The 26344-nt window shown below is 64.7% G+C and carries 16 protein-coding genes and 2 pseudogenes; 17 read left to right on the forward strand and 1 reads right to left on the reverse strand.

Annotated features, from left to right (window positions below; translation table 11 throughout):
* The 3 genes from K675_RS30610 to K675_RS0110530 form a co-directional block, all read left to right on the forward strand.
* Positions 1 to 5103 (forward strand): non-ribosomal peptide synthetase (locus K675_RS30610; protein WP_017903482.1); only part of this gene is annotated, 5103 nt, incomplete at its 5' end.
* Positions 5104 to 5159: 56 nt separating this feature from the next.
* A complete protein-coding gene (gene macA, locus K675_RS0110525; RefSeq protein WP_017903483.1) occupies positions 5160 to 6317 on the forward strand; it encodes a macrolide transporter subunit MacA in 1158 nt (385 codons plus the stop codon).
* A complete protein-coding gene (locus K675_RS0110530; protein WP_017903484.1) occupies positions 6314 to 8272 on the forward strand; it encodes a MacB family efflux pump subunit in 1959 nt (652 codons plus the stop codon). The genes macA and K675_RS0110530 overlap by 4 nt, the downstream gene beginning before the upstream one ends.
* 49 nt (positions 8273 to 8321) lie before the next feature.
* On the opposite strand, the gene K675_RS0110535 is transcribed toward K675_RS0110530, so the two are convergent.
* The gene (locus tag K675_RS0110535; protein WP_017903485.1) at positions 8322 to 9041 is read right to left on the reverse strand and encodes a helix-turn-helix transcriptional regulator; all 720 of its coding nucleotides are present in this window, start codon (positions 9039 to 9041) and stop codon (positions 8322 to 8324) included.
* A 185-nt stretch (positions 9042 to 9226) separates the two neighbouring features.
* Between K675_RS0110535 and yfcF the strand changes: the two genes are divergently transcribed.
* From yfcF to glcF, 14 genes and pseudogenes are all read left to right on the forward strand, one after another.
* Positions 9227 to 9862 (forward strand): glutathione transferase, encoded by a 636-nt coding sequence (gene yfcF, locus K675_RS0110540; RefSeq protein WP_017903486.1) that lies wholly within the window; start codon positions 9227 to 9229, stop codon positions 9860 to 9862.
* Positions 9863 to 9971: 109 nt separating this feature from the next.
* Positions 9972 to 10181: pseudogene (locus K675_RS33590) on the forward strand (PLP-dependent aminotransferase family protein); the annotation flags it as partial.
* Positions 10182 to 10476: 295 nt separating this feature from the next.
* Complete coding sequence (locus K675_RS0110550) at positions 10477 to 11703, forward strand: DUF6361 family protein (RefSeq protein WP_051070745.1); 1227 nt, start codon at positions 10477 to 10479, stop codon at positions 11701 to 11703.
* Entirely contained in the window at positions 11700 to 13547 is a 1848-nt protein-coding gene (locus K675_RS0110555) for a hypothetical protein (protein ID WP_017903489.1), read from the forward strand. Before K675_RS0110550 ends, K675_RS0110555 begins: the two co-directional genes overlap by 4 nt.
* A complete protein-coding gene (locus K675_RS0110560) occupies positions 13544 to 16612 on the forward strand; it encodes a C-terminal helicase domain-containing protein (protein ID WP_017903490.1) in 3069 nt (1022 codons plus the stop codon). Before K675_RS0110555 ends, K675_RS0110560 begins: the two co-directional genes overlap by 4 nt.
* Positions 16613 to 17153: 541 nt before the next feature.
* The gene (locus tag K675_RS0110570) at positions 17154 to 17822 is read left to right on the forward strand and encodes a GntR family transcriptional regulator (RefSeq protein WP_017903492.1); all 669 of its coding nucleotides are present in this window, start codon (positions 17154 to 17156) and stop codon (positions 17820 to 17822) included.
* A gap of 71 nt (positions 17823 to 17893) precedes the next feature.
* On the forward strand, positions 17894 to 18700 hold the full coding sequence (locus tag K675_RS0110575; RefSeq protein WP_017903493.1) for an ABC transporter substrate-binding protein: 807 nt from the start codon (positions 17894 to 17896) through the stop codon (positions 18698 to 18700).
* Positions 18701 to 18712: 12 nt separating this feature from the next.
* Positions 18713 to 19489 (forward strand): amino acid ABC transporter permease, encoded by a 777-nt coding sequence (locus tag K675_RS0110580; RefSeq protein ID WP_017903494.1) that lies wholly within the window; start codon positions 18713 to 18715, stop codon positions 19487 to 19489.
* A 2-nt stretch (positions 19490 to 19491) separates the two neighbouring features.
* Positions 19492 to 20271, forward strand: coding sequence for an amino acid ABC transporter ATP-binding protein (locus tag K675_RS0110585; RefSeq protein WP_026145090.1), 780 nt, complete (start codon positions 19492 to 19494; stop codon positions 20269 to 20271).
* Between the two features lie 91 nt (positions 20272 to 20362).
* Positions 20363 to 21973: a gamma-glutamyltransferase family protein gene (locus K675_RS0110590; protein WP_017903496.1), complete on the forward strand. Its 1611-nt coding sequence runs from the start codon at positions 20363 to 20365 to the stop codon at positions 21971 to 21973.
* Between the two features lie 122 nt (positions 21974 to 22095).
* Positions 22096 to 22182, forward strand: a pseudogene (locus K675_RS32960) (XRE family transcriptional regulator); the annotation flags it as partial.
* Positions 22183 to 22433: 251 nt separating this feature from the next.
* Positions 22434 to 23933, forward strand: a complete 1500-nt coding sequence (gene glcD, locus K675_RS0110600; protein ID WP_026145091.1) for a glycolate oxidase subunit GlcD — start codon at positions 22434 to 22436, stop codon at positions 23931 to 23933.
* Positions 23933 to 24988: a glycolate oxidase subunit GlcE gene (glcE, locus tag K675_RS0110605; RefSeq protein ID WP_017903499.1), complete on the forward strand. Its 1056-nt coding sequence runs from the start codon at positions 23933 to 23935 to the stop codon at positions 24986 to 24988. The genes glcD and glcE overlap by 1 nt, the downstream gene beginning before the upstream one ends.
* A 4-nt stretch (positions 24989 to 24992) precedes the next feature.
* The gene (gene glcF, locus K675_RS0110610) at positions 24993 to 26234 is read left to right on the forward strand and encodes a glycolate oxidase subunit GlcF (RefSeq protein WP_017903500.1); all 1242 of its coding nucleotides are present in this window, start codon (positions 24993 to 24995) and stop codon (positions 26232 to 26234) included.
* The last annotated feature ends 110 nt before the right edge of the window (positions 26235 to 26344 follow it).

A 26344-nucleotide genomic window follows, 5' to 3' on the forward strand; every position in this document is an offset into this window, starting at 1 on the left:
TTCGAGCTGGGTGGGCACTCGCTGCTGGCCGTCAGCCTGATCGGACGCATGCGTCGCCTTGGCCTGTCGGCCGATGTGCGGGTGCTGTTCGGCCAGCCGACCCTGGCCGCCTTCGCCGCCAGCCTCGGTGCGGGGCGCGAGATCGAGATTCCGGCCAACCGCATTCGTGCCGGTGCCCAGCGGATCACGCCGGACGACCTGGCACTGGTGACACTGGAGCAGCAGGCCATCGACCGGATCGTCGCCAGCGTTCCAGGCGGCACTGCCAACGTGAGGGATATTTACCCGCTGGCGCCGTTGCAGGCGGGGATTCTCTACCACCACCTGGCCGCCAGCGAAGGCGACCCGTACCTGCTGCAGGCGCAATTCGCCTTCGCCAGCCGCGAGCGCCTAGACGCTTTCTGCCAGGCCCTGGGGCAGGTGATCGAACGCAATGACATCCTGCGCAGCGCGGTCCTCTGGGACGGCCTGCCGGAACCGCTGCAGGTGGTGCTGCGCGAGGCACCGCTGGTGTGCGAAGCGGTGTCGCTCGACCCGGCCGACGGTGACGTGTCCGGCCAACTGCTGGCGCGCTTCGATACCCGCCACTATCGCCTGGACATCACCCGCGCACCGCTGCTGCGGCTGGTGCACTGCGTCGACCCGGTCAACGATCGGATCATCGGTCTGCTGCTGTTCCATCACCTGGTCATGGACCATGTCGCACTGGAGGTGCTGCAGCAGGAGTTGCAGGCCTGCCTGCTCGGGCAGGGCGAACGGCTGGGCGCCGCGGTGCCTTACCGCAACTATGTGGCCCAGGCCCGCCTGGGCATGAGCGAGCAGGAACACGAGGCGTTCTTCCGCGAACAACTGGGCGATATCGATGAGCCGACCTTGCCGTTCGGTCTGCGGGAGGTGCAGGGCAATGGCGGCGGCGTGGAGGAGTACCAGCGGCCGGTCGATCCGGCGTTGAGCCGGCGTCTGCGTCTGCAGGCCCGGCAACTGGGGGTCAGCGCCGCGAGCCTGATGCATCTGGCCTGGGCGCGTTTGCTGGGCGCGGCCGCGGCCCGCGACCAAGTCGTGTTCGGTACCGTGCTGCTCGGCCGCCTGCAGGGCGGCGAGGGGGCCGAGCGGGCGCTGGGGGTCTTCATCAATACCTTGCCGTTGCGCGTCGACATCGACGCCCGGCCGGTGCGCGATGCCCTGCAGACCACCCATGGGCGCCTGGCCCGGCTGCTGGCCCATGAACATGCGCCGTTGGCGCTGATGCAGCGTTGCAGCGGCGTGGCCGCTGGCACGCCGCTGTTCAGTGCCTTGCTCAACTACCGGCACGGCGCCTCGGCAACGGCGGCAGACGATGAAGTTCGGGGCGCCTGGCAGGGCATCGAGTTGCTCAAGGCCGAGGAACGTACCAACTACCTGTTGACGCTCAGCGTCGACGACCTGGGCGAGGATTTCGCGCTGACCGCGCTGGCGCCGGCGCAGATCGGTGCGCAGCGGGTCTGCGACATGATGCACGCGGTGCTGGAGAACCTGGCGCAGGCCCTGGAGCAGCAACCGACGCTGACGATCGAGCAACTGTCGGTGCTGCCGGGCGATCAACGCCGGCAGTTGCTGGACGGGTTCAACGCGACCACGCGCGAGTATCCGCACCAGCAGACCGTGCACCGGCTGTTCGAGGCGCAGGCCCTGGCCCGTCCCGAGGCCCAGGCGCTGGTGCATGGGACACAGACCCTCAGCTATCACGCCTTGAACGCCCGGGCCAACCGCTTGGCACATCATCTGCTGGCTCTCGGCGTGGCACCGGGTGACACGGTGGCGATCCTGCTGGAGCGCTCGGCGGACCTGCTGGTCAGCCAACTGGCAATCAGCAAGTGCGCGGCGGTGTACGTGCCGCTGGATATCAATGCTCCGGTCGAACGCCAGCGCTTCATGCTCGAAGACAGCCGGGCGGTGCTGCTGTTGACGCGTGGTGATGAACTGGCCGACCTGGCATTGGCCCGGGTCGAGCTGGACGGCCTGACCCTCGACTGGCGGCCGGAGCACAACCCGGATCTGCCGCAGTCGTCCGAGACGGTGGCCTACCTCATGTACACCTCCGGCTCCACCGGTACGCCCAAGGGCGTGCTGGTGCCGCACCGGGCGATCACACGGTTGGTGATCAACAACGGCTACGCCGATTTCAACGAGCACGACCGGGTGGCCTTCGCCTCCAACCCGGCGTTCGACGCCAGTACCCTGGAGGTCTGGGCACCGTTGCTCAACGGCGGGTGCGTGGTGGTGGTCGACCAGGGCGACCTGCTGTCGCGCGATGTGCTGGGGGCGTTGTTGCAGGAGCAGGCCGTCAGCGTGTTGTGGATGACCGCCGGCCTGTTCCAGCAGTACGCCGACGGCTTGATGGAGGCTTTGCGTGGCCTGCGCTACCTGATCGTCGGTGGCGACATGCTCGATCCGGCCGTGATCGAGCGGGTGCTCCGGCAGGGGGCGCCGCGGCATCTGCTCAACGGTTATGGGCCGACCGAGGCCACGACCTTCTCGACCACCTTCGAAATCACCACGGTGGTCGGAGGCAGCATCCCCATCGGCCGGCCGATCGGCAACGCCCGTGTCTACGTGCTGGATACCCGGCGGCAGCCGGTGCCGGTGGGGGCGGTCGGTGAGCTGTATGTCGGTGGAGCGGGGGTGGCGCAGGGGTATCTGAACCAGCCGGAACTGACGGCGGAGAAATTCCTCGCCGACCCGTTCAACCCGCTGCCGGACAGCCGGATGTACCGCACCGGCGATCTGGTGCGCTGGCGCGCCGATGGCAACCTCGAATACCTCGGGCGCAACGACGGCCAGGTGAAGATCCGTGGCTTTCGCATCGAGCTGGGCGAGATCGAGACCCGACTCGGGCGGCATCCACAGGTGCGCGAGGTGGCCGTGCTGGCGCACGAGCTGGCGCCAGGCGACAAGCGCCTGGTGGCCTACTTCACGCCGATCGACGAAGACGTGGTGCCGGAAGTGGAGGGGCTGCGCAACCACCTGCTGGGGCAATTGCCGGACTACATGGTGCCGTCGGCCTACGTGCAACTGCCGATGCTGCCGCTGACCGCCAACGGCAAGCTGGATCGCAAGGCGTTGCCGGTGCCGCGTATCGAGGACTTCGCCAGCCGGGCCCATGTCGCCCCGGCGAATCCGCTCGAACAGACCCTGGCGCGCCTCTGGGCGGATGTGCTCAAGGTCGAGCGGATCGGCCGCCATGACAACTTCTTCGAGTTGGGCGGCCACTCGCTGTTGGCGATCCGCCTGGTCAACCTGCTGGAGCAGGAGGGCCTGTCGGTGTCGCTGGCGGAGTTGTTCCAGCATGCCAGCATCGAATCGCTCGCCACCTTGCTCAGCCAGCGCGGCGCCGCGCCGCAAGGGCGCGACGAGGTGATCACCGTGCGTGCCGGCGGCAGCCAGCCTGGGCTGTTCCTGGTGCATGAGTTCAGTGGGGCGGATGCCTATTTCCCGGTGCTGGGTCAGCACCTGCCCGGCGATTTCCCGATCTATGGCCTGCCGGGCATCGCCCTGGGCCAGCCGCAGTTACGGACCGTGGAATGCCTGGCGACCCGGCTGGTGGAACTGATCCGCGAGGTGCAGCCGCAGGGGCCGTATCGCCTCGCCGGCTGGTCGTTCGGCGGGGTACTGGCCTACGAGATCGCCACCCAGTTGCTGGGCCAGGACCAGCCGGTGCAGTTCCTCGGCCTGCTCGACACCTACGTGCCGCGCCTGACCGACCAGGGCAAGGCGCGCTGGGCCGGCGAGGCGGCGCACAAGCGCCATCTGCTGCTGCAGTGCTCGGCCTGGTTCACTGTCGCGGGGGCCTCGGGCAGCGACGGGCTGGCACAGGTACGGCAGTTGGAACAGGAGCTCGAACGCTTCGACTTCGGGGGGCTGCTGGAGCACTGCCGCGAACGCCAACTGCTGCCGGGCGGTCTCGACGCGGTGTCGGCGCAGGAACTGTGGCAGTTCATCGATCGCGAGGTGGCCCACGGGCATGCGCTGGCCCATTACCGGCTGCATCCGATCGGCATGCCGGTGCACCTGTTCCGGGCTGGCGAGCGTACCAGCGAACTGGCGCGGCAGAGCGAATCGCTGGGCTGGGAGCAGGCCCTGGGGCGCGGCGAGCTGCGCTGCATCGAGGTGCCAGGCGATCACCTGAGCATGATGCGGGCGCCGCATGTCCAGGCCCTCGGTCAGGCCCTCGGCGAGGCCCTGGAGCGGGCGCAGGTGGTATCGCCCAGCGTGCACCAGCCGCTGCTGACGATCCAGCAGGGCCGTGCGGATCATGCACCGATCTTCTGTGTGCCCGGAGCCGGGGACAGTGTCACCGGGTTCATCGGGCTCACCGATGCCCTCGGGCCGGACTGGCCGGTGATCGGCCTGCAACCGCGCGGCCTGGACGGTGAGTCGGTGCCGCACAGTCGCGTCGAGAGTGCCGCGCAGTCGTACCTGCAGGCGCTGGAACAGGTCCGCCCGGAAGGGCCGTTGCATCTGCTCGGGCACTCGTTCGGCGGTTGGGTCGCCTTCGAGATGGCCATCCGGCTGCAGGCGGCCGGGCGCGAGGTGGCCTCGCTGACGCTGATCGACAGCGAGTCGCCGGGCGGCAACAGCGTGATCGGCAAGCCCTATACCACCACCGCGGCCCTGCAGCGGCTGGTCGAGGCGATGCAGTTGGCCTCGGGCAAGTCCCTGGGGATCGATGCGCAGGCCTTCGCCGAGCAGGACGACAACCGCCAACTGGCGCAATTGCATGCCGGCATGGTCCGGGTCGGGCTGCTGTCGGCGCGCGCGGCGCCACAGGCCATGCATGGCCCGGCGCGGACCTTCGCCACTGCGCTGCGCACCCTCTACCGGCCACAGCGGCGTTTCGCCGGGCGGGTCAGCCTGGTGCTGGCGGACGATCCGAGTCTGGACGCGGCCGGCAACCAGCGCGAGCAGCAGGCGATGATCGCCGGCTGGCGCGAGCAGGTGGATGAACTGACGGTGTGGTATGGGCCCGGCAACCATTTCAGCCTGCTCAAGGCACCCGCGGTCAGCCATCTGGCGGCCTGGTGGCTGGGCCGGCTGTCGACCGCCGTGGAGGAGGGGGTGTCGTGAGACGCCCCGCCCCCGGGTTCGATTTCAGGTATTTCTCAAGGTATTGATGGTCATTTATGAAAAAGTCGAAGTTTCGCAAGACGGGTATCGGCCTGGCGCTGGTAGTGGTCGCCGGCCTGGTGTTCTATGCGGTGCAGGCGCCGGCCGAGCCGCCGCAGTACCTGCTCGCCACGGTCGAGCGTGCCGATATCGAGAACACGGTACTGGCCACCGGGTTGCTCGAAGGAGTCCGCCAGGTCGATGTCGGCGCCCAGGTTTCCGGGCAGTTGAAGTCCCTCAAGGTCAAGGTTGGCGACAAGGTCAAGCGCGGCCAGTGGCTGGCCGAGATCGATCCGCAGGTACTGCAGAACACCCTGCGCCAGGCCCAGGTCGATGAGGAAAACCTTCAGGCGCAAAGGCGCGCGACCCAGGCCCAACTCAAGCAGACCAAGGCGGTCTACGAGCGTTACCTGGGGCTGCAGAGCGATGCGGCGATCTCCCGGCAGGATTTCGAGACCGCCGAATCCAACTATGAAGTGCAGCGGGCCAACCTGAGCGCCCTCGAGGCACAGATCAAGAGTGCGCAGGTGCAGATCGACACGGCCAAGATCAACCTGGCCTACACCCGCATCGTCGCGCCGATCGATGGCGACGTGGTCGGTATCGTCACCCAGGAAGGCCAGACCGTGATCGCCAACCAGTTGGCGCCGGTGCTGCTCAAGCTGGCGGACCTGGACACCATGACCGTCAAGGCGCAGGTCTCCGAAGCCGACGTGATCCATATCAGCCCCGGCCAGGAGGTGTACTTCACCATCCTCGGCGAGGCGGACAGGCGCTACTATGCCACGCTGCGTGGTACCGAGCCGGCGCCGCAGAATTTTCTCGACACCCAGACCGCCGGTACGCCCAAGCAGAACACCGCGGTCTTCTACAACGCGCTGTTCGATGTGCCCAACCCCGACCATCGCCTGCGGATTTCCATGACCGCCCAAGTGCGTATCGTGCTCGACACCGCCAAGGGCGTGCTGACGGTCCCGGTGGCGGCTCTCGGCACGCGCAATGCCGATGGCAGCTTTGCGGTGCGGGTGCTCGACGCCAAGGGCGTGGCCCAGTCGCGCAACGTCCGCACCGGGATCAACAACAACGTCAAGGTGCAGATCAATGACGGCCTGGCCGAAGGCGACAAGGTGGTGATCGGCGAGCCGACACCGACGGTGGCGGGGGCCGGGCAATGACGCAGCCACTGCTGGAACTGCGTGGCATTACCCGCAGCTTCATGGCCGGCGAACGCGAGTTCACCGCGCTGAAGAACATCGACCTGAGCATCCAGGCCGGGGAAATGGTGGCGATCACCGGGGCCTCGGGCTCGGGCAAGTCGACCCTGATGAACATCCTCGGTTGTCTCGACTACGCCACGGCCGGCAGCTACCGGATCAACGGGCGCGAGACTCGTGACCTGGGGAGCGAGGAACTGGCGGAACTGCGTCGCGACTATTTCGGTTTCATCTTCCAGCGCTACCACCTGCTGCCGCACCTGAGTGCCCTGCACAACGTCGAGATGCCGGCGATCTATGCCGGCACCGGCGAGTCCAGGCGCCATGGCCGGGCCCGTGAGCTGCTGCACCGCCTGGGCCTGGCCGCGCATCTGGAAAACCGGCCGAACCAGCTCTCCGGTGGTCAGCAGCAGCGGGTGAGTATCGCCCGGGCACTGATGAACGGCGGCGAGGTGATTCTCGCCGACGAACCCACCGGTGCGCTGGACACCCACAGCGGCAAGGAAGTGATGCAGATCCTGCATGAACTGCATGCCGCCGGGCATACGGTGATCATCGTCACCCACGACCCCAAGGTCGCCGCCAACGCCGAACGGATCATCGAGGTGCGCGATGGCGAGATCATCAGCGACCGGGCCAACGAGCGTCCGGCCGACGGCCCGGCGCCCGTGGAAAAAAACACCCTGGCCTCCCGGGGAGCGGGGCGCCTGGTGGCCAGCTTCGGGTTATTCAAGGAAGCCTTCAACATGGCCTGGGTGGCGCTGATCTCGCATCGCATGCGCACGCTGCTGACCATGCTTGGCATCGTCATCGGCATCACCTCGGTGGTGTCGATCTCGGCCATCGGCGAGGGCGCCAAGCGTTATGTGCTCAAGGACATCCAGGCGATCGGCAGCAACACCATCGATATCTACCCGGGCACCAGTTTCGGTGACAGCCGGGCCAGCCGGATCGAGACGCTGGTACCGGCCGATGTGCTTGCGCTGAGCCAGCTGTACTACGTCGACAGCGCCACGCCGATGGTCGGGCGCAACATGCTCCTGCGCTATCAGAACGTCGATCTCGATGCCCAGGTCAACGGTGTCAGTGACCGCTACTTCCAGGTTCGCGGGTTGAAACTGGCGCAGGGCATTTCCTTCAGCGAAAACGATGCCCGGCGCCAGGCCCAGGTGGTGGTGATCGACCATAACACGCGCAACCGCCTGTTCGGTCCGAACGTCGACCCGCTGGGCCAGGTGATCCTGCTGGACAATCTGCCCTGCACGGTGATCGGGGTGACGGCCGACAACAAGAACATCTTCACCTCCAGCAAGCAGTTGAATGTCTGGGTGCCCTACGAGACCGCGGCGGGCCGCCTGCTCGGGCAGCGCTACCTGGACAGCATCATGGTGCGGATCAAGGACGGGCAGCCGAGCAAGGTGGTCGAGGACAACGTGATCAAGCTGATGCAGCAGCGCCACGGTACCAAGGACTTCTTCACCAACAACCTCGACAACATCATGCAGACGGTGGACAAGACCAGCCGCTCGCTGGCGTTGCTGCTGTCGCTGATCGCGGTGATCTCCCTGGCGGTCGGCGGTATCGGCGTGATGAACATCATGCTGGTGTCGGTCACCGAGCGTACCCGCGAGATCGGCATTCGCATGGCGGTCGGCGCGCGCCAGTCGGACATACGCCAGCAGTTTCTGGTGGAGGCGGTAATGGTCTGCCTGATCGGCGGCATGATCGGCATCTCGCTGTCCTTCGGGATCGGCTATCTGTTCTCGCTGTTCATCAAGGAGTGGCAGATGGTGTTTTCCCTGGGGGCGATTGCCACCGCGGTGATCTGTTCGACGCTGATCGGCATCGTGTTCGGCTTCGTACCGGCGCGCAACGCCTCGCGGCTCGACCCGATCGAGGCGCTGGCGCGGGACTGAGCCGGGGCATTGCCGGGCGCGCTTCCCCGGCGGTCCGCCGCCGGGGCGGCTACAGGGGCACCGTCGGCATCACCGCTGCCGGCGCCTCTTCCGCCGCATACATCCAGCGCATCAGCGAGTGGCGGCCGCTGATGCCCAGCTTGATGGATGCACGCTTGAGATAGCTCTCCACGGTATTGACTTTCAACTGGAGCATTTCGGCCAGCACCGGTGCCGTGCGTCCGGAGAGCAGGCCAACGCAGACGTCCGTTTCCCGGTTGGACAGCGTCAGTCCCGACTGCACCAGGCGATCGACAAAACGCAGGCGCAACGCCTGCAGCCCCTGGCTCTCCATGTCGTCGAGCTGGCCGGACTGACTGTCCAATGGGGGCGACAGGGGGTGCAGGGCGCTGATGTGCTTTTCAACCATCGGCAGCAACAGCGGCGAGAAATCCTGCAGGATGCTCCTTTCCTGTGCGGAGAAATGCTGTGACGGGCTCGAGCGGTACACCGAAAGGGTGTAGCTGCAGTCATCCTTGCGCCGGGTCAGGTGCAGGGCCGACTCCTTCGCGTCGGACGCAGTGGAGATCGGTTCGCCGTGGGTGATGATCTGGCTGTCGGCGTGGGCCGTGACCGCTGTGGTTTGCGAGCCTGTCGGCAGCTTGCGGATGTGGGTGGCGTCGACTGACAACTGGGTGAGAATGAGGTCGTGCAACATCCGCGGAAAACGGCGACTGCCTGTGCTGGCGATGACCTTGCCAATTTGCGGGAAAAGCTGTTGTGAGTTCATCGATTCATCCATGAGTTTCAAGATCCGGAACATTCGCCGCCCAGGCAAGCGAGCCTGGGGCAGCGGCCACTAACCATAGCCTAATTCCCAGTATTCCGCTCGGGAATGCGCCCATGAAAATCGTTGATTTCATTTGTCCGGGCAGATCCCGTAGCGTGTCGCTCTCATCCCAAGGAGAGTGTGCCGTGAACAATGCCCGTCTGCGTTTGTATGTCGATGCCCAGTACACCAGCCCCTACGCCTTGTCGGTGTTTGTCGCGCTGCGGGAAAAGGCCCTCGAATTCGATCTGCAGCCCCTGGACCTGGACGCCCGTGAGCAGCAGTCGCAGGATTACACCGGCTTGTCCCTGACTCAGCGGGTACCGACCCTGGAGCAGGGCGGCTTCGCCCTGTCCGAGTCGTCGGCGATCACCGAGTACCTGGAAGAACTGTTTCCGCAGGCACCGCTCTATCCCCGTGATGCCCAGCAACGGGCACGGGCGCGACAGGTGCAGGCCTGGTTGCGCAGCGACCTGCAGGCGCTGCGCCAGGAGCGCTCGACCCTGGTGATCTTCCATGGGCGCAAGGCCGGCCCGTTGTCGACCGCCGGCGGGGCGGCGGCGCACAAGTTGATCGAGGCGGCGCAGGTACTGCTGGGGGATGGGCGCGAGCAACTGTGCGGCCAGTGGTCGATTGCCGATATCGACCTGGCGCTGATGCTCAACCGACTGATTCTCAATGGTGACCCGGTACCTGCCGGCCTGGTCGACTATGCCCGGCGCCAGTGGCGGCACCCGGCGGTGCAGGAGTGGGTGGCGCTGTCGCGTCCGGCCCTGGGCTGATGCGTGGACGCGTCCGGCTCAACGGCTGGACGCGCCCAGCAGGGGACCGACGACCTCGGTCTCGGGCGCCACTTGGCGGGCACCTGGTGGCCCCGGCACCTGGGTGCCCGGCCTGCGGGTCGGTTTCGTCGCCGTGCCATTGCCCAAGGTGCCGCTGCTGCAGCGGGCGATCAGGGCGACTACCTGGAATACCTCGGGGGTGATGACAGCCCTGGCCTGTACCTGGATCGAGGACGGCACGGTCGCGCGCCTGGAAACCGAGCAACGCCGGGATGCCCGGACGCGCCAGGCGCTGGGCGTCAGCCTGTCCGGATTGCCGACCGGTTGCGTCGTGCGGCACCGGCGTACCCAGCGCCAGTTCCCTGAGTACCTGGCGGACTTTCGATGGGCGAATTCAGCCCGTGGCCGACAGCGGGGTGTCGCAGTGGCTGTTGGCGCGCACCACCGAGGGCTGCTGGCTCCCTGGCCTCTGTCCAGGTGTACGGCTTCGGGACAGCGAGGCGATAGCAACCGCGTCATGGCTACCCGATGCGTGTCCCGAAAGCGTCGGGCCAGGACCTTGGCGCACATACGATGATGGCGTTACGATATTCCTTTCGAGGGAGCGAAAGGCCTTGCAGCGATTTAGACAAACACCCCGTTCGAGGCCTGCGCCATCCATTGAGCCGAGCCTGGGATGGACCTATCTGTCCCGCGAAGCTCTGGCACGTGCCAAGGCGCAAATGGATGCGGAGTCCACCGGGGTGCGTGACGAACTGGGTTTCCTGACCATCCACCAGCGCTATGCCGACCGGTTTTTCCCCGGCACTTCGGTCCTGCACGGTCGGGCCCGATACGCACTCTTCGTGCCCTGGCTGTTCGAAGATATGGCTGGTTTGAGCGGCACCGCCGCCAAGCTTGAACTGCAGGAGCGTGAACGTCTGCTCGCTGGCCGCCTCAGGGAATCGGAACCGCACCAGGTCATTGGCGGCAATGTCTACCCCAGGCCAGCCAGTCAGCCGCCCTCGACGGTCTACTGGAATGCCCTGGCCAGTTGGGGAATTCTGCGATCACGAGAAAACCACATTCCAACGCGCGCCCAGGTGCACAGGCTGCTCCAGGTCAAGCCTTCTCGCCTGGATGCTGACGGGCAACCCTTGTTGGCGTATGAGCCCCCCTTTGTGGTCTTACCCGAGCGGCCACCGGAGTGGAGTAACGGCCGTATCGATTTGCGACTGACGCGCACGGAGGCGGATTTTCTCTACGAGCGATTGGCCTATCTGCCCATCAACGGCACGAAAGAACTTTCGCTGCTCGCTCGGCTGGTCAGGACCAGGGCCGCGGCGCCGGAGAGCATGTGGTCTGCCGAAACGCTTGCCGTTGCACGCGACCAGAAACCATTTCTGGAGCGTGCCAGGCAGGTCGCCAGTCTGGCTGGCTTGGGGCGGGCGGTGTATGACGCACTGCTGGAGCACCTGGTGCATGAGTGTGACAGCGGGGATGTCGCGCAGGCTCGTCACGAGCACCTGCAAAGCATGCTCCCTGATCATATGGAGTCAGCCGCGCAGCTCGATGTGGACAGTCTCGAAAGGGATATCGGCCCTCTGCCCGGGGCTCTGCGTGACGTTGTGACTGCCACTCGCACCTGGGCCGCCGCCGGATCCACCGACCCACTGTCGTTGCGGGATGTGTATACCCACGCCGAGGCACGCAAGGGGGTGCGTGCCCGTCTGGCGATGACGCGTGACGGGCAGGCTCGACGCCGGGAGTGGGTACGTGACAGCCATAGCTGGGCTCAGCCACTGCATTTCAGATGGGATAACGTGAGCATACTCCTGAACGATCTGGCGAATGCCGCATGAGCACTGCTGTCAACTGGCCTGCGTTGTCTTTCCTCGAACACCTTCGACCCGGGCCCGGAGAAACCGTCGAACTGGCCTTGCTGTCATCCTACTCGGCAGATCTGGGATCCATCGGTGCGGCATTGTTGGCGCTGGCTTGCAAGGATTCCGAGGCCGGTGGCGGCAGCACCGTGGACTTCGTCGAGGCCGTGGAGTTGTTACGAGGAAAAGTGCGCGTGGTGATCCAGCGTGGGCGTTTGGCGCGTATGCCACGTACACCGCGAATGGCGGCGGTGCTGGATCAGTTCGTGCGGGAAGTGGATTTCAATGAGGCGCGCCACAGTTGGCACGCCAAAGTGGCCCTGCTACGGCTGCGACGTGAAGACGGCAGCCCTGCCTGGCGCTTGTGGGTAGGTAGCCGCAATCTTACCGAATGTTCGAATCGGGACCTCGGACTGCTATTGGTTTCGGATCCCAAAGGCACTTCGATACCTGGAGCCGAGGCGCTTGCCCACGCCCTCGCGAAGCAGGCCAGGTTAAAAGGCGTCAACGCACGTGTGCTTGCCGAAGCGGTTGGCAGGATCACCTGGCGGGCGCCGCCTGGAGTGAAAGTCGAATGCATTCAGTGGTCGGATGGATGCGGGATGCAAGCCCTTCCCAAACTGCCAGAGAACATTGATGAGCTTGTAGTGGTCAGCCCCTTCATAGACCGTACGTTCCTGGCGGAGCTGACGCCTCCAAGAAGCAGGGCGTATCGCCGAGTCCTCTTGAGCACGTTGCACGCGATCGAAAGTGCCGGGCCTTCCTTGCCTGCCTTTGATGAGCTACTGGCGCTGGATGCGCCTGACTATCCGGCGGTCCATGCGCCTGATGGTGATCGGGACGAACCAGGCGCGCCTGCGAGTGGACAGAACACTCCGGAAGATGAGGCGGTCGGCAACGGACTGCATGCCAAGCTGATGTTCATCCGCGGCGGCAAGCAACGCAGAGTGTGGCTGGGGAGCGCCAATGCCACGATGCGCGCCTGGTCTGGGCGTAATGTCGAGGTCATGGTGCGGGCAACGGTGAACGAACAGGTGGAGCAGGGGCTGCAGGCGCTGCTGGGCAGTGCACGGCCGGTGGCGCATCCGACGGTGACGCATGAACCCGATGCGGCGGCAAAGGAGGAGGCACTGCTGGAGATCGCGAGGTCCCAGGTGGCAGCCCGGTGGTCAGTTATCCAGTCGCTTGAGCAGGATCGGCTGTGGCTTGAACAACAGAGTGAGGAGCATCCGGCGGGACCGCATCCCGATCAGCCAGGCGTCATGTTGGAAGTCGGGCCCTTGTGTGGCGCACTCGTATCCTGGCCGGTAAGCCAGCCCAGGATCGAAATCGAACCGCCTCCGCTGGCAGAGCGTAGCGATTTTGTCCGCTTACGGGTGAGCAGTAACGGCCGAGGTCTTTGTTGGCTCCAGCGCGCCGCGACGATTCCGGAACTGGGAGAGGGGCGTGATCGGGCGGCGTTCGTGCATTTTCTCGGTACCCACGGTTTCCTGCGCTGGTTGGCCGCGATGCTCGCTGAAGAGAGCACAGGCCCGGGTGAGGATTGGCGTCTGTGCGGGCCGACAAGCAGGGATCAGGGCCTTCCCGCAACATGGGAGGCGTGGATGCCGACCCTGGAGGACATGCTCGGTGCATGGGCGCGTGACCCTGCAGGATTCCAGGCTATAGAGCAACGCGTATCGCGTTATCTACCCGCTTTGCTTGAGCGCGCAAGAAACGGCGAGGCTCATGAAACGCTGGAACTGTTGCGGCGTTTCGAAGACCTATGGCGCAAGCTGCGCCGCGGACTCGGCATTACCTCTTCAAGGAGCAGAAGACAGTGAGTGAGCCTAAACCCTTCCAGGCGGCCGCTGTCGAGGCTGCTTTAGCGACCCTGGAAAACCTCTCCGGCATGCGGCGCTTTCTGGTCGCCGATGAGGTGGGTCTTGGCAAGACCGTCGTGGCCAGCGAGTTGGCCCGTCGACTGTTCGACAAACGCAAGCAGCCCATGACGATCTATTACATCGCCAATGGCCATTCGGTTTCCTACCAGAACAAGAGCCGCATCGTCGGTTTCCTGAAAGGCAGTGAGTTCCAGCGCGCAGTCAGTACGCCGGATCGGCTTTCACTTATCGCTCAGCAATCACCTCCTGATGCCCAACTGCTGATCTATGCACTCACGCCGCTGACATCTTTTCCGGGAGACAAGGCCCGTTTGACCGGTGGGCGCAAGGAGGAGCGTGCGTTTCTTTGGGTGTTGCTGGAGAAAGCCTATCCGGCGTTTGCTGGCCGTTTGGGCGCGGAGTATTTGCAGCTCAATGCATACAGCTCCTGGGAGTGGGCTCTTCAGCAGGCCCAGGCTCGGTTCGCCGGTTCATCCCCGGGGCTGTGCAACCGGTTTCGACAGGCTCTGGCGCAGGAGTTCGGTGTGCCGGTACGCGAGCGGCTGGAACGGGCTGTCCATGGCGATACAGCACTACCCAAGGCGGCTTTCATAGGCCGTTTACGGCGTGCACTGGTGTTGGCCGCTGTGCGGCATCAACCACCGCACCTGATCATTTTTGATGAGTTCCAGCGCTATCGGAACCTGCTGGAGGGTACCGACAGTGGAACGTTGATGACGACGCTGCTCAATCCCTGTGGTGGTCCGCCACCCGCCGTTTTGCTGCTCAGTGCGACACCGTATCCGCATCTCACCACCCGCTGGGAGGAGACACAAGGTGTGCTTGCGCAGTCGCAAATGCTCAAGCTGATCGAGTTTCTGGCAGGTAACGAAGTCGCCGAGCGGGCCAGGCGGCTTTTTTCGCTGTTTGGCAACTGCTTGAGGGACATTGCCACACAAGCCGAAAACCCTCAGGAGGCACTGCGAGAGCGCATTGATCACGCTCGGCAGTTCAGAGACGAATTACGTCGGTTGTTGATTCCGATCATCTCCAGGACCGAGCGCGATTGCGTGGGCAGTTCCGCGTCGTCCGAAGTCACCAAGCGCTTGTGGGCAGACCCTGTCGAGGAAGACTTCAAGGTGTTCCGGCACCTCAAGGAAGGCTTCACTGCTGCGCTGCATCACGAAGCGCTGCCTTACTGGGCGTCTGTCCCGTTGCCCGCACAATCCCTGGGCCCTCAGTACCAGGCGTGGAGGTCGGCGAAGTTTCGGCCTGCAAGAAACTTGCCCCAGATGACCCTCGAGCGGCGTATCAAGCAGTCAGGGAAAGAGGTTGGCTGGCCGGACGCGAAACTGCGCGCGATGCAAGGTCTGCTCCCTCCTCAAAAACTGGCGCTTCCCTGGGTCGCACCATCATTACCCTGGTGGCCATTGGGCGGTGGCTGGAAGAGTGAAGAGGATAACCCCGATAACCTCAAGTTGTTGATGTTCAGCCGCTTCCGAGCGACACCGTCGAGTGTCGCTGCATTGATCAGCCTGGGGGTCGAGGAGCACTGCCTTCCTCGAGGCAAAAACTACGACAAGGTCTATCGAAGCCGCCGTTTCAAACTGGGGTCGTCGCCTGGTCCGGTGATGGCGGCGTTTCACCCTTCGGCCTGGCTGATTCGCCATACCGACCCACTGGTAAAGCCAGGTGCCAGTCTGCGCGTTATCCGCCAGGAGATTCGCCGGCAGATTCTGGCCGCACTCCCCAAGAACATCCTGGACCGCACATCAGCCAAGCTACGGCGCCGGCATCGCTCGATTGCCCTTACGCTTGCGGCTCTGGAAAAAACGTTCAATCTGGACGTTCACTCCGCAAGAGCCTGGCGAACGGTCATTGGCGAGGACAAGGCTGCCCAGGGCGCCATTCATAAGTGGGAGCAGACGCAGGCACTCACTCGCTTGTCGACGCTTGAACTTGACGACCTCGTGGAGTACGCGATCGCTGCACCAGGTGTGATACTTGGGCGAGCCTTGTACCGGCATGACCGTACCATCCTGAACGCTGAGCGCTTCGCCGAGTTGGTCCAGCTGAGTTGGCAGGGATTGAGGTCCTACCTGGACAATCCTGTATTCCTCACGAGCGGAAAGCAAAACAGTGCGCTGGGACAGGTGATGACGGCCATGCTCGATGGCGGTTTCGAGAGCCTGCTCGACGAACACTTCTGGCTTCGTGCCCAGGCCTTGCCAAAAGGCAGTTCGGAACTGGTACAGGACCTGCGGGCATCCCTTGGCCTTCGTGCGGGTTCTTTCAGTTTCCATTCCCTGAGTGCAGAGGGCGGCAAGATTGCTGTGCGTTGCCATGTTGCCGTGCCGTTCGGTAACGCTGAGGCGGAGCCGGCATTGGGCGCCGATGGGGCCACGGCACAGCCGGCGCGTCCCGATGAGGTGCGCCAGAGCTTCAATACCCCCTTCTGGCCCTACGTACTGGCAACGACGTCGGTAGGGCAGGAGGGGTTGGATTTTCATCCGTGGTGCTCCCGTGTGCTGCACTGGGACCTGCCCTCCAACCCCCTCGATCTGGAGCAGCGTGAAGGAAGGGTTCAGCGCTACGCAGGGCTGGCAGTCAGGCGTCGATTGGCCAGGTTGTTGCGTGACGAAGTGATTCATGGCACAGGTCCGCTGATGGAGTCGCCTTGGCGGAAACTGGCCCAATGTGCCGGGCGACTCACCGATGCAAGCGGTCTACGCCCCTGGTGGGTGCTGGACCATGCCGCGATTGAACGCTATATCTTCGAGCGTCCGTTCGGACGGGACAATATGCGGTTCGACCGACTCAAGGAGCAGCGGCTGATCTATCGGTTGGCACTGGGCCAACCCAACCAGGAGGACTTCATCGATATCCTTGCCCAGGGCGGCGAGAATGCCCTGGGTATCTTGCGGCCTCTGGTGCTGGACCTCTCTGCGATGGGGCTGCGGCATGAGCAGGCCGCAGAGCCCCGAGCTCACCAGAGCGCGCGCGAGTCCCCACTCCAGATACTTTGAGCACGAGGTTGAGGGATCCGCCATGAGTCAGAGCCCAGAAAACACCAACCGGTACCTTTCTGGCCCTGTCCTGTCGAGGTGGCATGCGTCTACCGCAACTTGCCCAGGCTCATGCCCGAGGCCTTCTGCAGAGCGCAGGCGAGGTCCTGCATCAAGGGGCTCGACACGGCGATAGCACCCGCGAGCAGGCTGTCATCTTCCACGAATGCTGGCGCAAAGTCTCTTACCAGACGGGTGTACTCGTCGTCCACCTTGAAGGTGAACCTCCTTCAGCTCACGGTTTTCCCAGACTTGCGCACGAAGGTGGGAATCTTTCATGACTGATCCAGATTGTTACCCAACCACCAACGTGCACACTTGTGGTTCGCCCGGTGAGCCATTCGGTAGCACTTGCGGTCCGTCGGCCTTCAACCTCCAATCGTGCTTTTGCGTCTCTTTTCTTTCTGCATCAATCGCTTGAGTGTCACGCGAACCACTTGGCACACCCCTTGCTAGTTTGTATCCGTGGATAATTGGATACAAAAATACAAAGGTATGCCCCATGCAATTCGCCCCCGCCTACGTAGACCGTCAGCCCCAGACCGCCGAGGAGGAGGCCTACAACTTCCTCCTGGAAGCCATCTGCGGCGGTCGCTACCGCAAGGGTGACCGCCTGATCGCCGAGGACATCGCCACGGAGATCGGCATGAGCCGCATGCCGGTGCGCGAGGCCTTTCGCCGGCTCGACGCCCAGGGCCTGGTGACCCTGCGGCCCAATCGCGGCGCGGTGGTCAGTGGCCTGGATATCGACGAGCTGCATGAAGTGTTCGAGATGCGCAGCGCCCTCGAAGGTCTGGCGGTGCGTGTCGCCGTCAGCCGTATCGGCGACCGCCAACTGGCCGCGCTGGAGCGCATGCTCGACGAGATGGACGACTACCGTGATGACGGCGCGCAGTGGGTCCGTCGCCATCGCGCCTTTCACGAGCACCTGTGCAGCTTCAGTGGCCGGCCGCGGCTGATGAAGCAGATTTTCGCGTTGTACTCGCTGATCGAGGCGCCGATGCGCCTGTGGCTGCAGCACGGCGACAAACCCCTCAGCGCCCGTGAGGAGCACGCGGTGATTCTCGATGCGATTCGCTCCGGTGACGGGGCCAAGGCCGAAGCGGTGGTGCGTGAGCACATCGAGGGCACCGTGCCCGCGCTGATCCAGTTCCTGCAATCGGAAAAATAGAGGCGGGTCCGAACCCGTCCGTGTGTTGACTTTGAGTCCTGCCGTTACCCAACGAAGTGGAGTGTCTGGTCATGCATTTACGCCGTGCCTTGCTGTTGGCTGTTTCCCTCGGGTTGTCCACGCAATGGGCCGCCGCCGCGCCCCAGGTGCCGGATCGCCTGAAGTCGGTCGATAAACTCATCTACTGCTCGGGGATGGATTCACCGCCTCTGGTCTCCTTCGACGAAGCGCAGAAGCCCCGCGGGCTGACCGTCGACATCGGCCTGGAGATCGCCAGGCGCCTGGGCAACAAACAGGTGCAGTGGCGGGTGATTCCGTTCTCCGGCCTGGTGCCGGCGCTGCTCGCCGGGCAATGCGACATGATCGTCGACCAACTGTTCGACAAGCCCGAGCGGCGCCAGGTGATCGACATCGTCAACTACATGTATTCCAGCCAGGCGGTGGTGGTGCCCAAGGGCAATCCCAAGGGGCTCAAGACCCTGGACAGCCTGTCCGGACACAAGGTCGCGGTGCTCAACGGCTCCACCATCAAGACCCTGCTCGACGCTCAGAACGATAGCCTGACCAAGGCCGGCAAGGCGCCGATGAAAGTGGTGGTCTACAACACCGACACCGACGCCTTCCAGGCCCTGCGCATCAACCAGGTGGACGCCTACGGCACCACCGTCGAGACCGCCGGCTACTACGCCGCCATGGCGCCGGACCTGTTCGAGGAGGGTGTGCCGGCCTTCAGTCGCATCCTCACCGGCCTCGGCATTCGCAAGGACGACGCGCAACTGAGCGCCGCGGTGCAGCAGATCATCAACGACATGCGCGCCGATGGCAGCTACGCGAAGTTGCTCGGCACCTGGCATGTCAGCAGCGACACCCTCGACTGAGGAACAGCTTCGATGAACTTCAATTGGGATGTGTTCTGGCAGTACCTGTTGCAGCCCAGCGGGGTGTACCTCACGGGACTGTGGCTGACCTGCCTGATCGCGGTGCTGGCGATGCTGCTGGGCTGCGTGCTGGGACTGGCGGCGGCACTGATGCGCCTGTCCAGCAACCCGCTGCTGCAATGGCCGGTGCGCTTTTACGTGTGGCTGATGCGCGGTACGCCGCTGCTGGTGCAGATCGTCTTTCTCTACACGGCGCTGGCGGCGGGCGGGGTCTTCCGTTTCGAGGATATCTCGCTGTTCGGCCTGGTGGTGCCCGGTAACATCCAGGCGGCAATCATCGCCCTGGGCCTGAACGAAGGGGCCTACATGGCCGAGATCATCCGCGCCGGCATCGGCGCGGTGGACAAGGGCCAGTACGAGGCCGGGAGGTCCCTGGGCATGACCTTCGGCAAGCTGATGCGCCGCATCGTCTTGCCCCAGGCCTTTCGGGTGATCGTTCCGCCGATCGGCAACGAGTTCAACGTGATGCTCAAGAACACCACCCTGGTCAGCGTGATCGGCGTACAGGAACTGTTGCTGAGCACGCAGATGGTCACCTCGGCGACCTTCCGCGTGTTCGAGCTGTACCTGGTGGTGGCTATCTACTTTCTGTTGCTGACCACCCTGTGGGGCTTTTTCCAGCGCTGGTTGGAGAGCCGTTCCGGTCGCTCCGACCGGCCGGATTCGTCGCCACCGGCCGCCAGCCGGATGTTCGGCCGCGGCTCCCTGAAACTGTTGAGAGGGCGTTGAGCATGGCGCACAAAAGCGAAGAGCTGGTCATCGAGGCGCTGGACATTCACAAGTCCTTTGGCAACCTGCCGATTCTCAAGGGCGTGTCGCTGCAGGTGCGGCGCGGCGAAGTGGTGGTGCTGATCGGCGCCTCGGGCTCGGGCAAGACCACCTTCATCCGCTGCATCAACCTGCTGGAAGACATCCAGGGCGGACGCATCCGTGTCAACGGTCATGCCATGGGCTATCGCGAACGTGCCGACGGCAGCCTGGTGCGCGACTCCGAGCGCAACATCGCCCGCCAGCGCCGGGACATCGGCATGGTCTTCCAGCGCTTCAACCTGTTCCCGCACATGACCGCGCTGGAAAACATCATCGAGGCGCCGATCCAGGTGCTCGGCGTGCCCAAGGCCGAGGCGCTGGAGCAGGCCCGGCAACTGCTGGCCCGGGTCGGCCTGTCGGACAAGGGCGGACATTACCCGTCGATGCTCTCCGGCGGCCAGCAGCAGCGGGTGGCGATCGCCCGGGCGCTGGCAATGAAACCCCAGGCGATGCTGTTCGACGAGCCCACCAGCGCCCTCGATCCGGAAATCGTCGGCGAGGTGCTGCAGGTCATGAAGGAGCTGGCCGAGGAGGGCATGACCATGGTCGTGGTGACCCATGAAATGGGCTTTGCCCGGGAAGTGGCCGACCGCGTGGTGGTGCTCGACCAGGGCGAACTGATCGAGCAGGGCCCGCCGGAACAGATCTTCAACCACCCGACCCACGCCCGTACCCGGGCCTTTCTCAGCCGCGTGCTCTGAAACCGTCAAAGGAAATCCGTCCGGCGCTCGTCGAGTCTGCTCGCGGCGTGTTGCGGCGGCCAGTGAATCCCTCATTGAAGAGTCTTTTGTCATGTTGAATCTCTCTGCCCACGAATACCCCTATCCGTCGCAGCGTCAGAGCGTCTTCGCCCGCCGCGGCATGGTCGCCGCCTCCCAGCCGCTGGCGGCCCAGGCCGGGATCGAAATGCTGCAAAAGGGCGGCAATGCGATTGATGCCGCGATCGCCACGGCTGCCGCGCTGACGGTGGTCGAACCGACAGGCTGCGGGATTGGCGGCGATGCCTTCGCCCTGGTCTGGACCCAGGGCCAACTGCATGGCCTCAACGGTAACGGCCAGGCGCCTGCCGCGCTCAATCTCGAAGCGGTCAAGGCGGCCGGCCACACCGAGATGCCGCTCTATGGCTGGACCCCGGTCACCGTCCCCGGCTGCCCCTCGGCCTGGGCGGAGCTGTCGAAACGCTTTGGCAAGCTGTCGTTTGCCGAGCTGTTGCAACCGGCCATCAGCCTGGCCCGTGACGGCTTTCCGGTGTCGCCCGTGGTCGCCCATCAATGGCAGATCGCGCTCAACGAGTTCGCACCGCACCGCGACGACGTGCTGCAGGCCTGGTTCGACACTTTCCTGACCGACGGCCGCGCACCGAAGGCCGGCGAGCTGTTTCGCAACCCTGCCCAGGCCGACACCCTTGAAGAGCTGGCCGCCACCCGCTGCGAGAGCTTTTACCGTGGCTCGCTGGCCCAGCGCCTCGACGCCCACTCCCGTGCGACTGGCGGCTACCTGCGCGCCAGTGACCTGGACGGCTACCGTGCACACTGGGTCGACCCGATCCATGTGAACTATCGGGGGGTCGACGTCTGGGAAATCCCACCGAGCGGGCAGGGCCTGGTGGCGCTGATGGCGCTGAAGATCCTCGAAGGTTTCGACTTCGACCACCGCGACAGCCAGCAGACCTGGCATCGGCAACTGGAGGCGATGAAGCTCGCCTACAGCGACGGCCTGCACTACATCACCGACCCGCAGCACATGCGCGTGGCGGTGCAGGACCTGCTCAGCGACGACTACGCCCGGCGCCGACGCGGGCAGATCGCCGAACAGGCCCAGCCGCCCAGACCGGGCGATCCTCATGCCAGCGGCACGGTTTACCTGGCGACGGCGGATGCCGAGGGCAACATGGTCTCGTTCATCCAGAGCAACTACCATGGCTTCGGCTCGGGGGTGGTGCTGCCCGACAGCGGGATCGCCCTGCAGAACCGCGGGCAGGAATTCAGCCTCGACCCCGCGCACGCCAACTGCCTGGTGCCGGGCAAGAAGACCTTTCACACCATCATTCCCGGGTTCCTCACCCGGCACGGGCAGGCGCTGGGACCGTTTGGCGTGATGGGCGGCTACATGCAGCCCCAGGGGCATGTGCAGATGGTGATGAACCTGGTGGATTTCCGGCTCAATCCCCAGGCGGCCCTGGATGCTCCACGCTGGCAGTGGCTGGGCGGGAACAAGGTCGGGATCGAGCAGGGCGCCTCGCGGGATCTGGTCAATGCGCTGGCGCGCCGCGGGCACGAGGTGGTGGTGGCCAGTGACCTGACCGATTACGGGCGCGGACAGATCATTTTGCGCGATCCGGTGAGCGGGGTGCTGTGGGGTGGGACGGAGCCGAGGGCGGATTCGGTGGTGGGGGTTTGGTGAGGGGCTCAAGTCATGACCCGCGCCATTTCCATGCGGGGCAAGGCCCCCAACGGGTAGAGTCCGGCGTTGAACATCGCCTTGCTCCTGTCAGGGGATAAATCCGATGTGGAGCCGGCGACGTCGGCATGACCTTGCCCAGGCTGGACAGCCTTGAAGACATTCGCCGCTACGAAAATGGCGTCAAGCGCCAGCGTATCAAGAGAAAACCCGAAATGCTTGAGCCGGTCGAGGTTTACTACGGTGGCGGGGGCGAGCGTTGGCTGTGGGGCACACTGGGGCCTACAACCGCCATCGCCCGTCGACCGCGGGTTGTGTTCGAGTACAGCGCTGAGGCGAAACCTGGTTGACTGCGGGGATAGGAGAAAACGGGGGGACGTCTATTCTCTGCCCGTGAATCGCAAAGTCATGTATTCATGCCTAGGCTGACCAGGGCACAACAATAGCCACGGGCGTGATGACCATGAACATTCTCCACGACGAGAGCATCGATGGCGTTCTGCCACGGGTTGATAAACGGCAACTGCTGTCCGCGCTTGAAGCCGAGATGCCAGACCTGACCGTGCTCAGCCGCAGCGAAGACCTCAGACCCTACGAATGCGACGGGCTGTCCGCGTATCGCACGTTGCCGCTGCTGGTGCTGCTGCCTGATCGCATCGAGCAGGTCGAATCGATACTCAGGATCTGCCACCGCCTGCAGGTCCCCGTGGTGGCGCGCGGCAGTGGTACAGGTTTGTCCGGGGGGGCCTTGCCGTTGGAGCAGGGCGTGCTGCTGGTGATGTCGCGCTTCAACCGAATTCTGGAGATCAATGCGCAGGGGCGCTTTGCCCGGGTTCAGCCCGGCGTGCGCAACCTGGCCATCTCCCAGGCCGCGGCACCATTCAATCTGTACTACGCCCCCGACCCCTCGTCCCAGATCGCCTGCTCGATCGGCGGCAATGTAGCCGAGAATGCCGGTGGCGTGCACTGCCTCAAGTACGGGCTGACCGTGCACAACCTGCTGCAGGTGCAGATCCTCACCGTCGAGGGTGAACGGCTGACCCTGGGCGCCGAGAGCCTGGATTGCCCGGGCTTCGACCTGCTCGCGCTGTTCACCGGCTCCGAGGGCATGCTCGGGGTGGTGACGGAGGTCACGGTCAAGTTGCTGCCCAGGCCCCAGGTCGCCAAGGTGCTGCTGGCGGCGTTCGATTCGGTGGAGAAGGCCGGCGCTGCCGTGGGCAACATCATCGCCGCCGGCATCATTCCCGGCGGACTGGAGATGATGGACAACCTGGCGATCCGCGCCGCCGAAGACTTCATTCATGCCGGCTACCCGGTGGAGGCGGCGGCCATCCTGCTCTGCGAACTGGATGGGGTGGAGTCCGATGTGCATGACGACTGTGCCCGGGTTCGCCAGATCCTGGTCGAGGCGGGCGCCACCGAGGTGCGCCAGGCCGAGGATGAGGCCGAGCGGGTGCGCTTCTGGGCCGGGCGCAAGAATGCCTTTCCTGCCGTCGGGCGCATCTCGCCGGACTATTACTGCATGGACGGTACCATTCCCCGGCGGGCGCTGCCGGGCGTGTTGAAGGGCATCGCCGAGCTGTCGGGCGAATACGGCCTGCGCGTGGCCAACGTTTTTCATGCCGGCGATGGCAACATGCACCCGCTGATTCTGTTCGATGCCAACACACCGGGCGAGCTGGAGCGGGCCGAGCAACTGGGCGGACGCATCCTGGAGCTGTGCGTGTCGGTGGGCGGCAGCATCACCGGTGAGCATGGCGTCGGTCGCGAGAAGATCAACCAGATGTGCATCCAGTTCAACGCCGACGAGCTCACCGCCTTCCATGCGATCAAGGCGGCCTTCGATCCGACGGGCTTGCTGAACCCGGGCAAGAACATTCCCTCCCTGCACCGATGCGCCGAGTTCGGTGCCATGCACGTGCACCACGGCCAGTTGCCATTTCCTGATCTGGAGCGCTTCTGATGCCCGGCAGCAATATTGATACCAGTGCCCAGTTGCTCGATCAGGTCAAGGCGGCCCTGGCCACGGGCAACCCCCTCGACATCCGGGGCGGGCAGTCCAAGGCGTGGCTGGGGAAGGCGGTGAACGGCCAGGTCCTCGACACTCGCTCTCATCAGGGCATCGTCAACTACGACCCCACCGAACTGATCGTCACGGCACGCGCGGGGACACCCCTGCAAATGCTTGAGGCCGCTTTGGCCGAGCACGGTCAATGCCTGCCGTGCGAGCCGCCACATTACGGCCCCGGGGCGACCGTGGGCGGCATGGTCGCGGTCGGCCTGTCGGGGCCACGTCGCCCCTGGGCAGGCTCGGTCCGCGACTTCGTGCTGGGTACACGGGTGATCACCGGCCAAGGCAAGCACCTGCGTTTTGGCGCCGAGGTCATGAAGAACGTCGCCGGCTACGACGTATCGAGGTTGATGGCTGGCAGTTTTGGCTGCCTGGGCCTGATCACCGAAGTTTCTCTGAAGGTGCTCCCGAAACCGCGCGCGGTGGTTAATCTGCGCCTGGACGTGGACCTGCCGGGTGCCATGCAGCGCCTGGCCGACTGGGGGCGGCAGCCGCTGCCGATCAGCGCGGCCTGCCATGACGGTAGCGCCTTGCACCTTCGCCTGGAGGGTGGGGAGGGCTCGGTCCACGCGGCCCGTGACCGGCTGGGGTGCGAGACCGTCGAGCCGGGCTTCTGGGCGGACCTGAAAGAGCATCGCCTGACGTTTTTCGCCGACCCGCGGCCGTTGTGGCGGTTGTCCGTGCCGGCGATTGTCGCGCCCCTGGATCTGCCCGGCGAGCAACTGGTCGACTGGGGTGGCGCCCAGCGCTGGCTCAAGAGCGACGCCGAGCCCGAGCGGATTCGGCAAGTCGCCGGCCAGGTCGGTGGGCATGCCACCTGCTTTTCAGGCGGCGACTCGCCGTTCCATCCGCTGCCCGAAGGGCTGCTGCGCTACCACCGCCAGCTCAAGGCCCGGCTCGACCCACAAGGCATTTTCAATCCAGGCCGCCTGTACAGGGAGCTTTGAGACCATGCGGACCCATCTGAGTGAACAGGCTCGCTCCCTGCCCCGGGCGGAGGAGGCCGAAGCTATCCTGAGAAGCTGCGTGCACTGCGGTTTCTGCAATGCGACGTGCCCGACCTATCAACTGCTGGGTGACGAGTTGGATGGGCCTCGGGGTCGCATCTACCTGATAAAGGAACTGCTGGAAGGACAGACTCCCTCGGCCAGTACCCGGCAGCACCTGGACCGTTGTCTGACCTGCCACAACTGCGAGTCCACCTGCCCTTCGGGAGTGAAGTACCACAACCTTCTGGACATTGGCCGGGGAGTGGTCGAAGAGGCGGTTCCGCGCCCGCTGGTCGAGCAGGCCCTGCGTGCCGGCCTGCGCCTGGTGCTGGCCGAGCCGTCGATGTTCAGCCTGTTGCTGCGCACCGGGCGTGCGCTGCGTCCGGTGTTGCCGCCGATGCTCAGGGACAGGGTCCCGAGCGAGGTACGGCCCGCCGGCGAGCGGCCGTCGGTCCGGCATTCACGCCAGGTGCTGATGCTCGAGGGCTGCGTGCAACCGAGCCTGTCGCCCAACACCAATGCCGCTGCGGCGAGGGTGCTGGATCGGCTGGGCATCAGCGCGGTGGCCGTCCGTGAAGCCGGCTGCTGTGGCGCCCTGGACTACCACCTCAACGCCCAGGAAAAAGGCCTGGCGCGCGCACGTCGTAACATCGATGCCTGGTGGCCGGCCGTCGAGGCCGATGCCGAGGCGATCATCATGACCGCCAGCGGCTGTGGTGCCTTCGTCAAGGAGTACGGCCAATTGCTTACGCGTGATCCGCACTACGCCGACAAGGCCAAACGCATCAGCTCCCTGGCCGTGGACCTGGTTGAGATCCTGCGTGCGGAGCCGTTGCAGGCCCTCCCACCACGTCCCGAACTCAAGGTTGCCTTCCATTGCCCCTGCACACTGCAACATGCCCAGCGTTTGGGCGGGGTGGTCGAGGAGGTACTGACACGCTTGGGGTTCAACCTCACCGCGGTCCCCGACGGCCATCTTTGCTGCGGCTCGGCGGGCACCTATTCCCTGACTCAGCCCGAACTCTCCCGGCAATTGCGCGACAACAAGCTCAACGCGCTCGAAAGCGGCAAGCCGCAGGTTATCGCCACCGCCAACATCGGTTGCCAGACCCATCTGAACGGGGCCGGCCGGACTCCCGTGCGTCACTGGATCGAACTGGTGGATGAAGCGCTGGCCCCTGCAACCATGCTCCGTCGAGGGTAGGGCAGGCACCGCTTGTCAAATAAACCCGATACCGACCCTTAAGACCGTTCTGGCACGGTCGATAGGATGACTATACCCACGCGACCGCATGGTCACATGCTCATCCCTTT

It is taken from the genome of Pseudomonas fuscovaginae SE-1, assembly GCF_000364705.1.
GTDB classification, from domain to species: domain Bacteria; phylum Pseudomonadota; class Gammaproteobacteria; order Pseudomonadales; family Pseudomonadaceae; genus Aquipseudomonas; species Aquipseudomonas fuscovaginae_A.

What these genes read in the sequence shown, in the direction of transcription:
- K675_RS0110590 (WP_017903496.1), top strand. Translation starts at nt 20,363, where the DNA reads ATGTTGAATCTCTCTGCCCACGAATACCCCTATCCGTCGCAGCGTCAG.
- K675_RS0110575 (WP_017903493.1), top strand. Translation starts at nt 17,894, where the DNA reads ATGCATTTACGCCGTGCCTTGCTGTTGGCTGTTTCCCTCGGGTTGTCC.
- glcF (WP_017903500.1), top strand. Translation starts at nt 24,993, where the DNA reads ATGCGGACCCATCTGAGTGAACAGGCTCGCTCCCTGCCCCGGGCGGAG.
- macA (WP_017903483.1), top strand. Translation starts at nt 5,160, where the DNA reads ATGAAAAAGTCGAAGTTTCGCAAGACGGGTATCGGCCTGGCGCTGGTA.
- K675_RS0110570 (WP_017903492.1), top strand. Translation starts at nt 17,154, where the DNA reads ATGCAATTCGCCCCCGCCTACGTAGACCGTCAGCCCCAGACCGCCGAG.
- glcD (WP_026145091.1), top strand. Translation starts at nt 22,434, where the DNA reads ATGAACATTCTCCACGACGAGAGCATCGATGGCGTTCTGCCACGGGTT.
- glcE (WP_017903499.1), top strand. Translation starts at nt 23,933, where the DNA reads ATGCCCGGCAGCAATATTGATACCAGTGCCCAGTTGCTCGATCAGGTC.
- K675_RS0110535 (WP_017903485.1), bottom strand. Translation starts at nt 9,041, where the DNA reads ATGAACTCACAACAGCTTTTCCCGCAAATTGGCAAGGTCATCGCCAGC.
- K675_RS0110555 (WP_017903489.1), top strand. Translation starts at nt 11,700, where the DNA reads ATGAGCACTGCTGTCAACTGGCCTGCGTTGTCTTTCCTCGAACACCTT.
- K675_RS0110585 (WP_026145090.1), top strand. Translation starts at nt 19,492, where the DNA reads ATGGCGCACAAAAGCGAAGAGCTGGTCATCGAGGCGCTGGACATTCAC.
- K675_RS0110530 (WP_017903484.1), top strand. Translation starts at nt 6,314, where the DNA reads ATGACGCAGCCACTGCTGGAACTGCGTGGCATTACCCGCAGCTTCATG.
- K675_RS0110580 (WP_017903494.1), top strand. Translation starts at nt 18,713, where the DNA reads ATGAACTTCAATTGGGATGTGTTCTGGCAGTACCTGTTGCAGCCCAGC.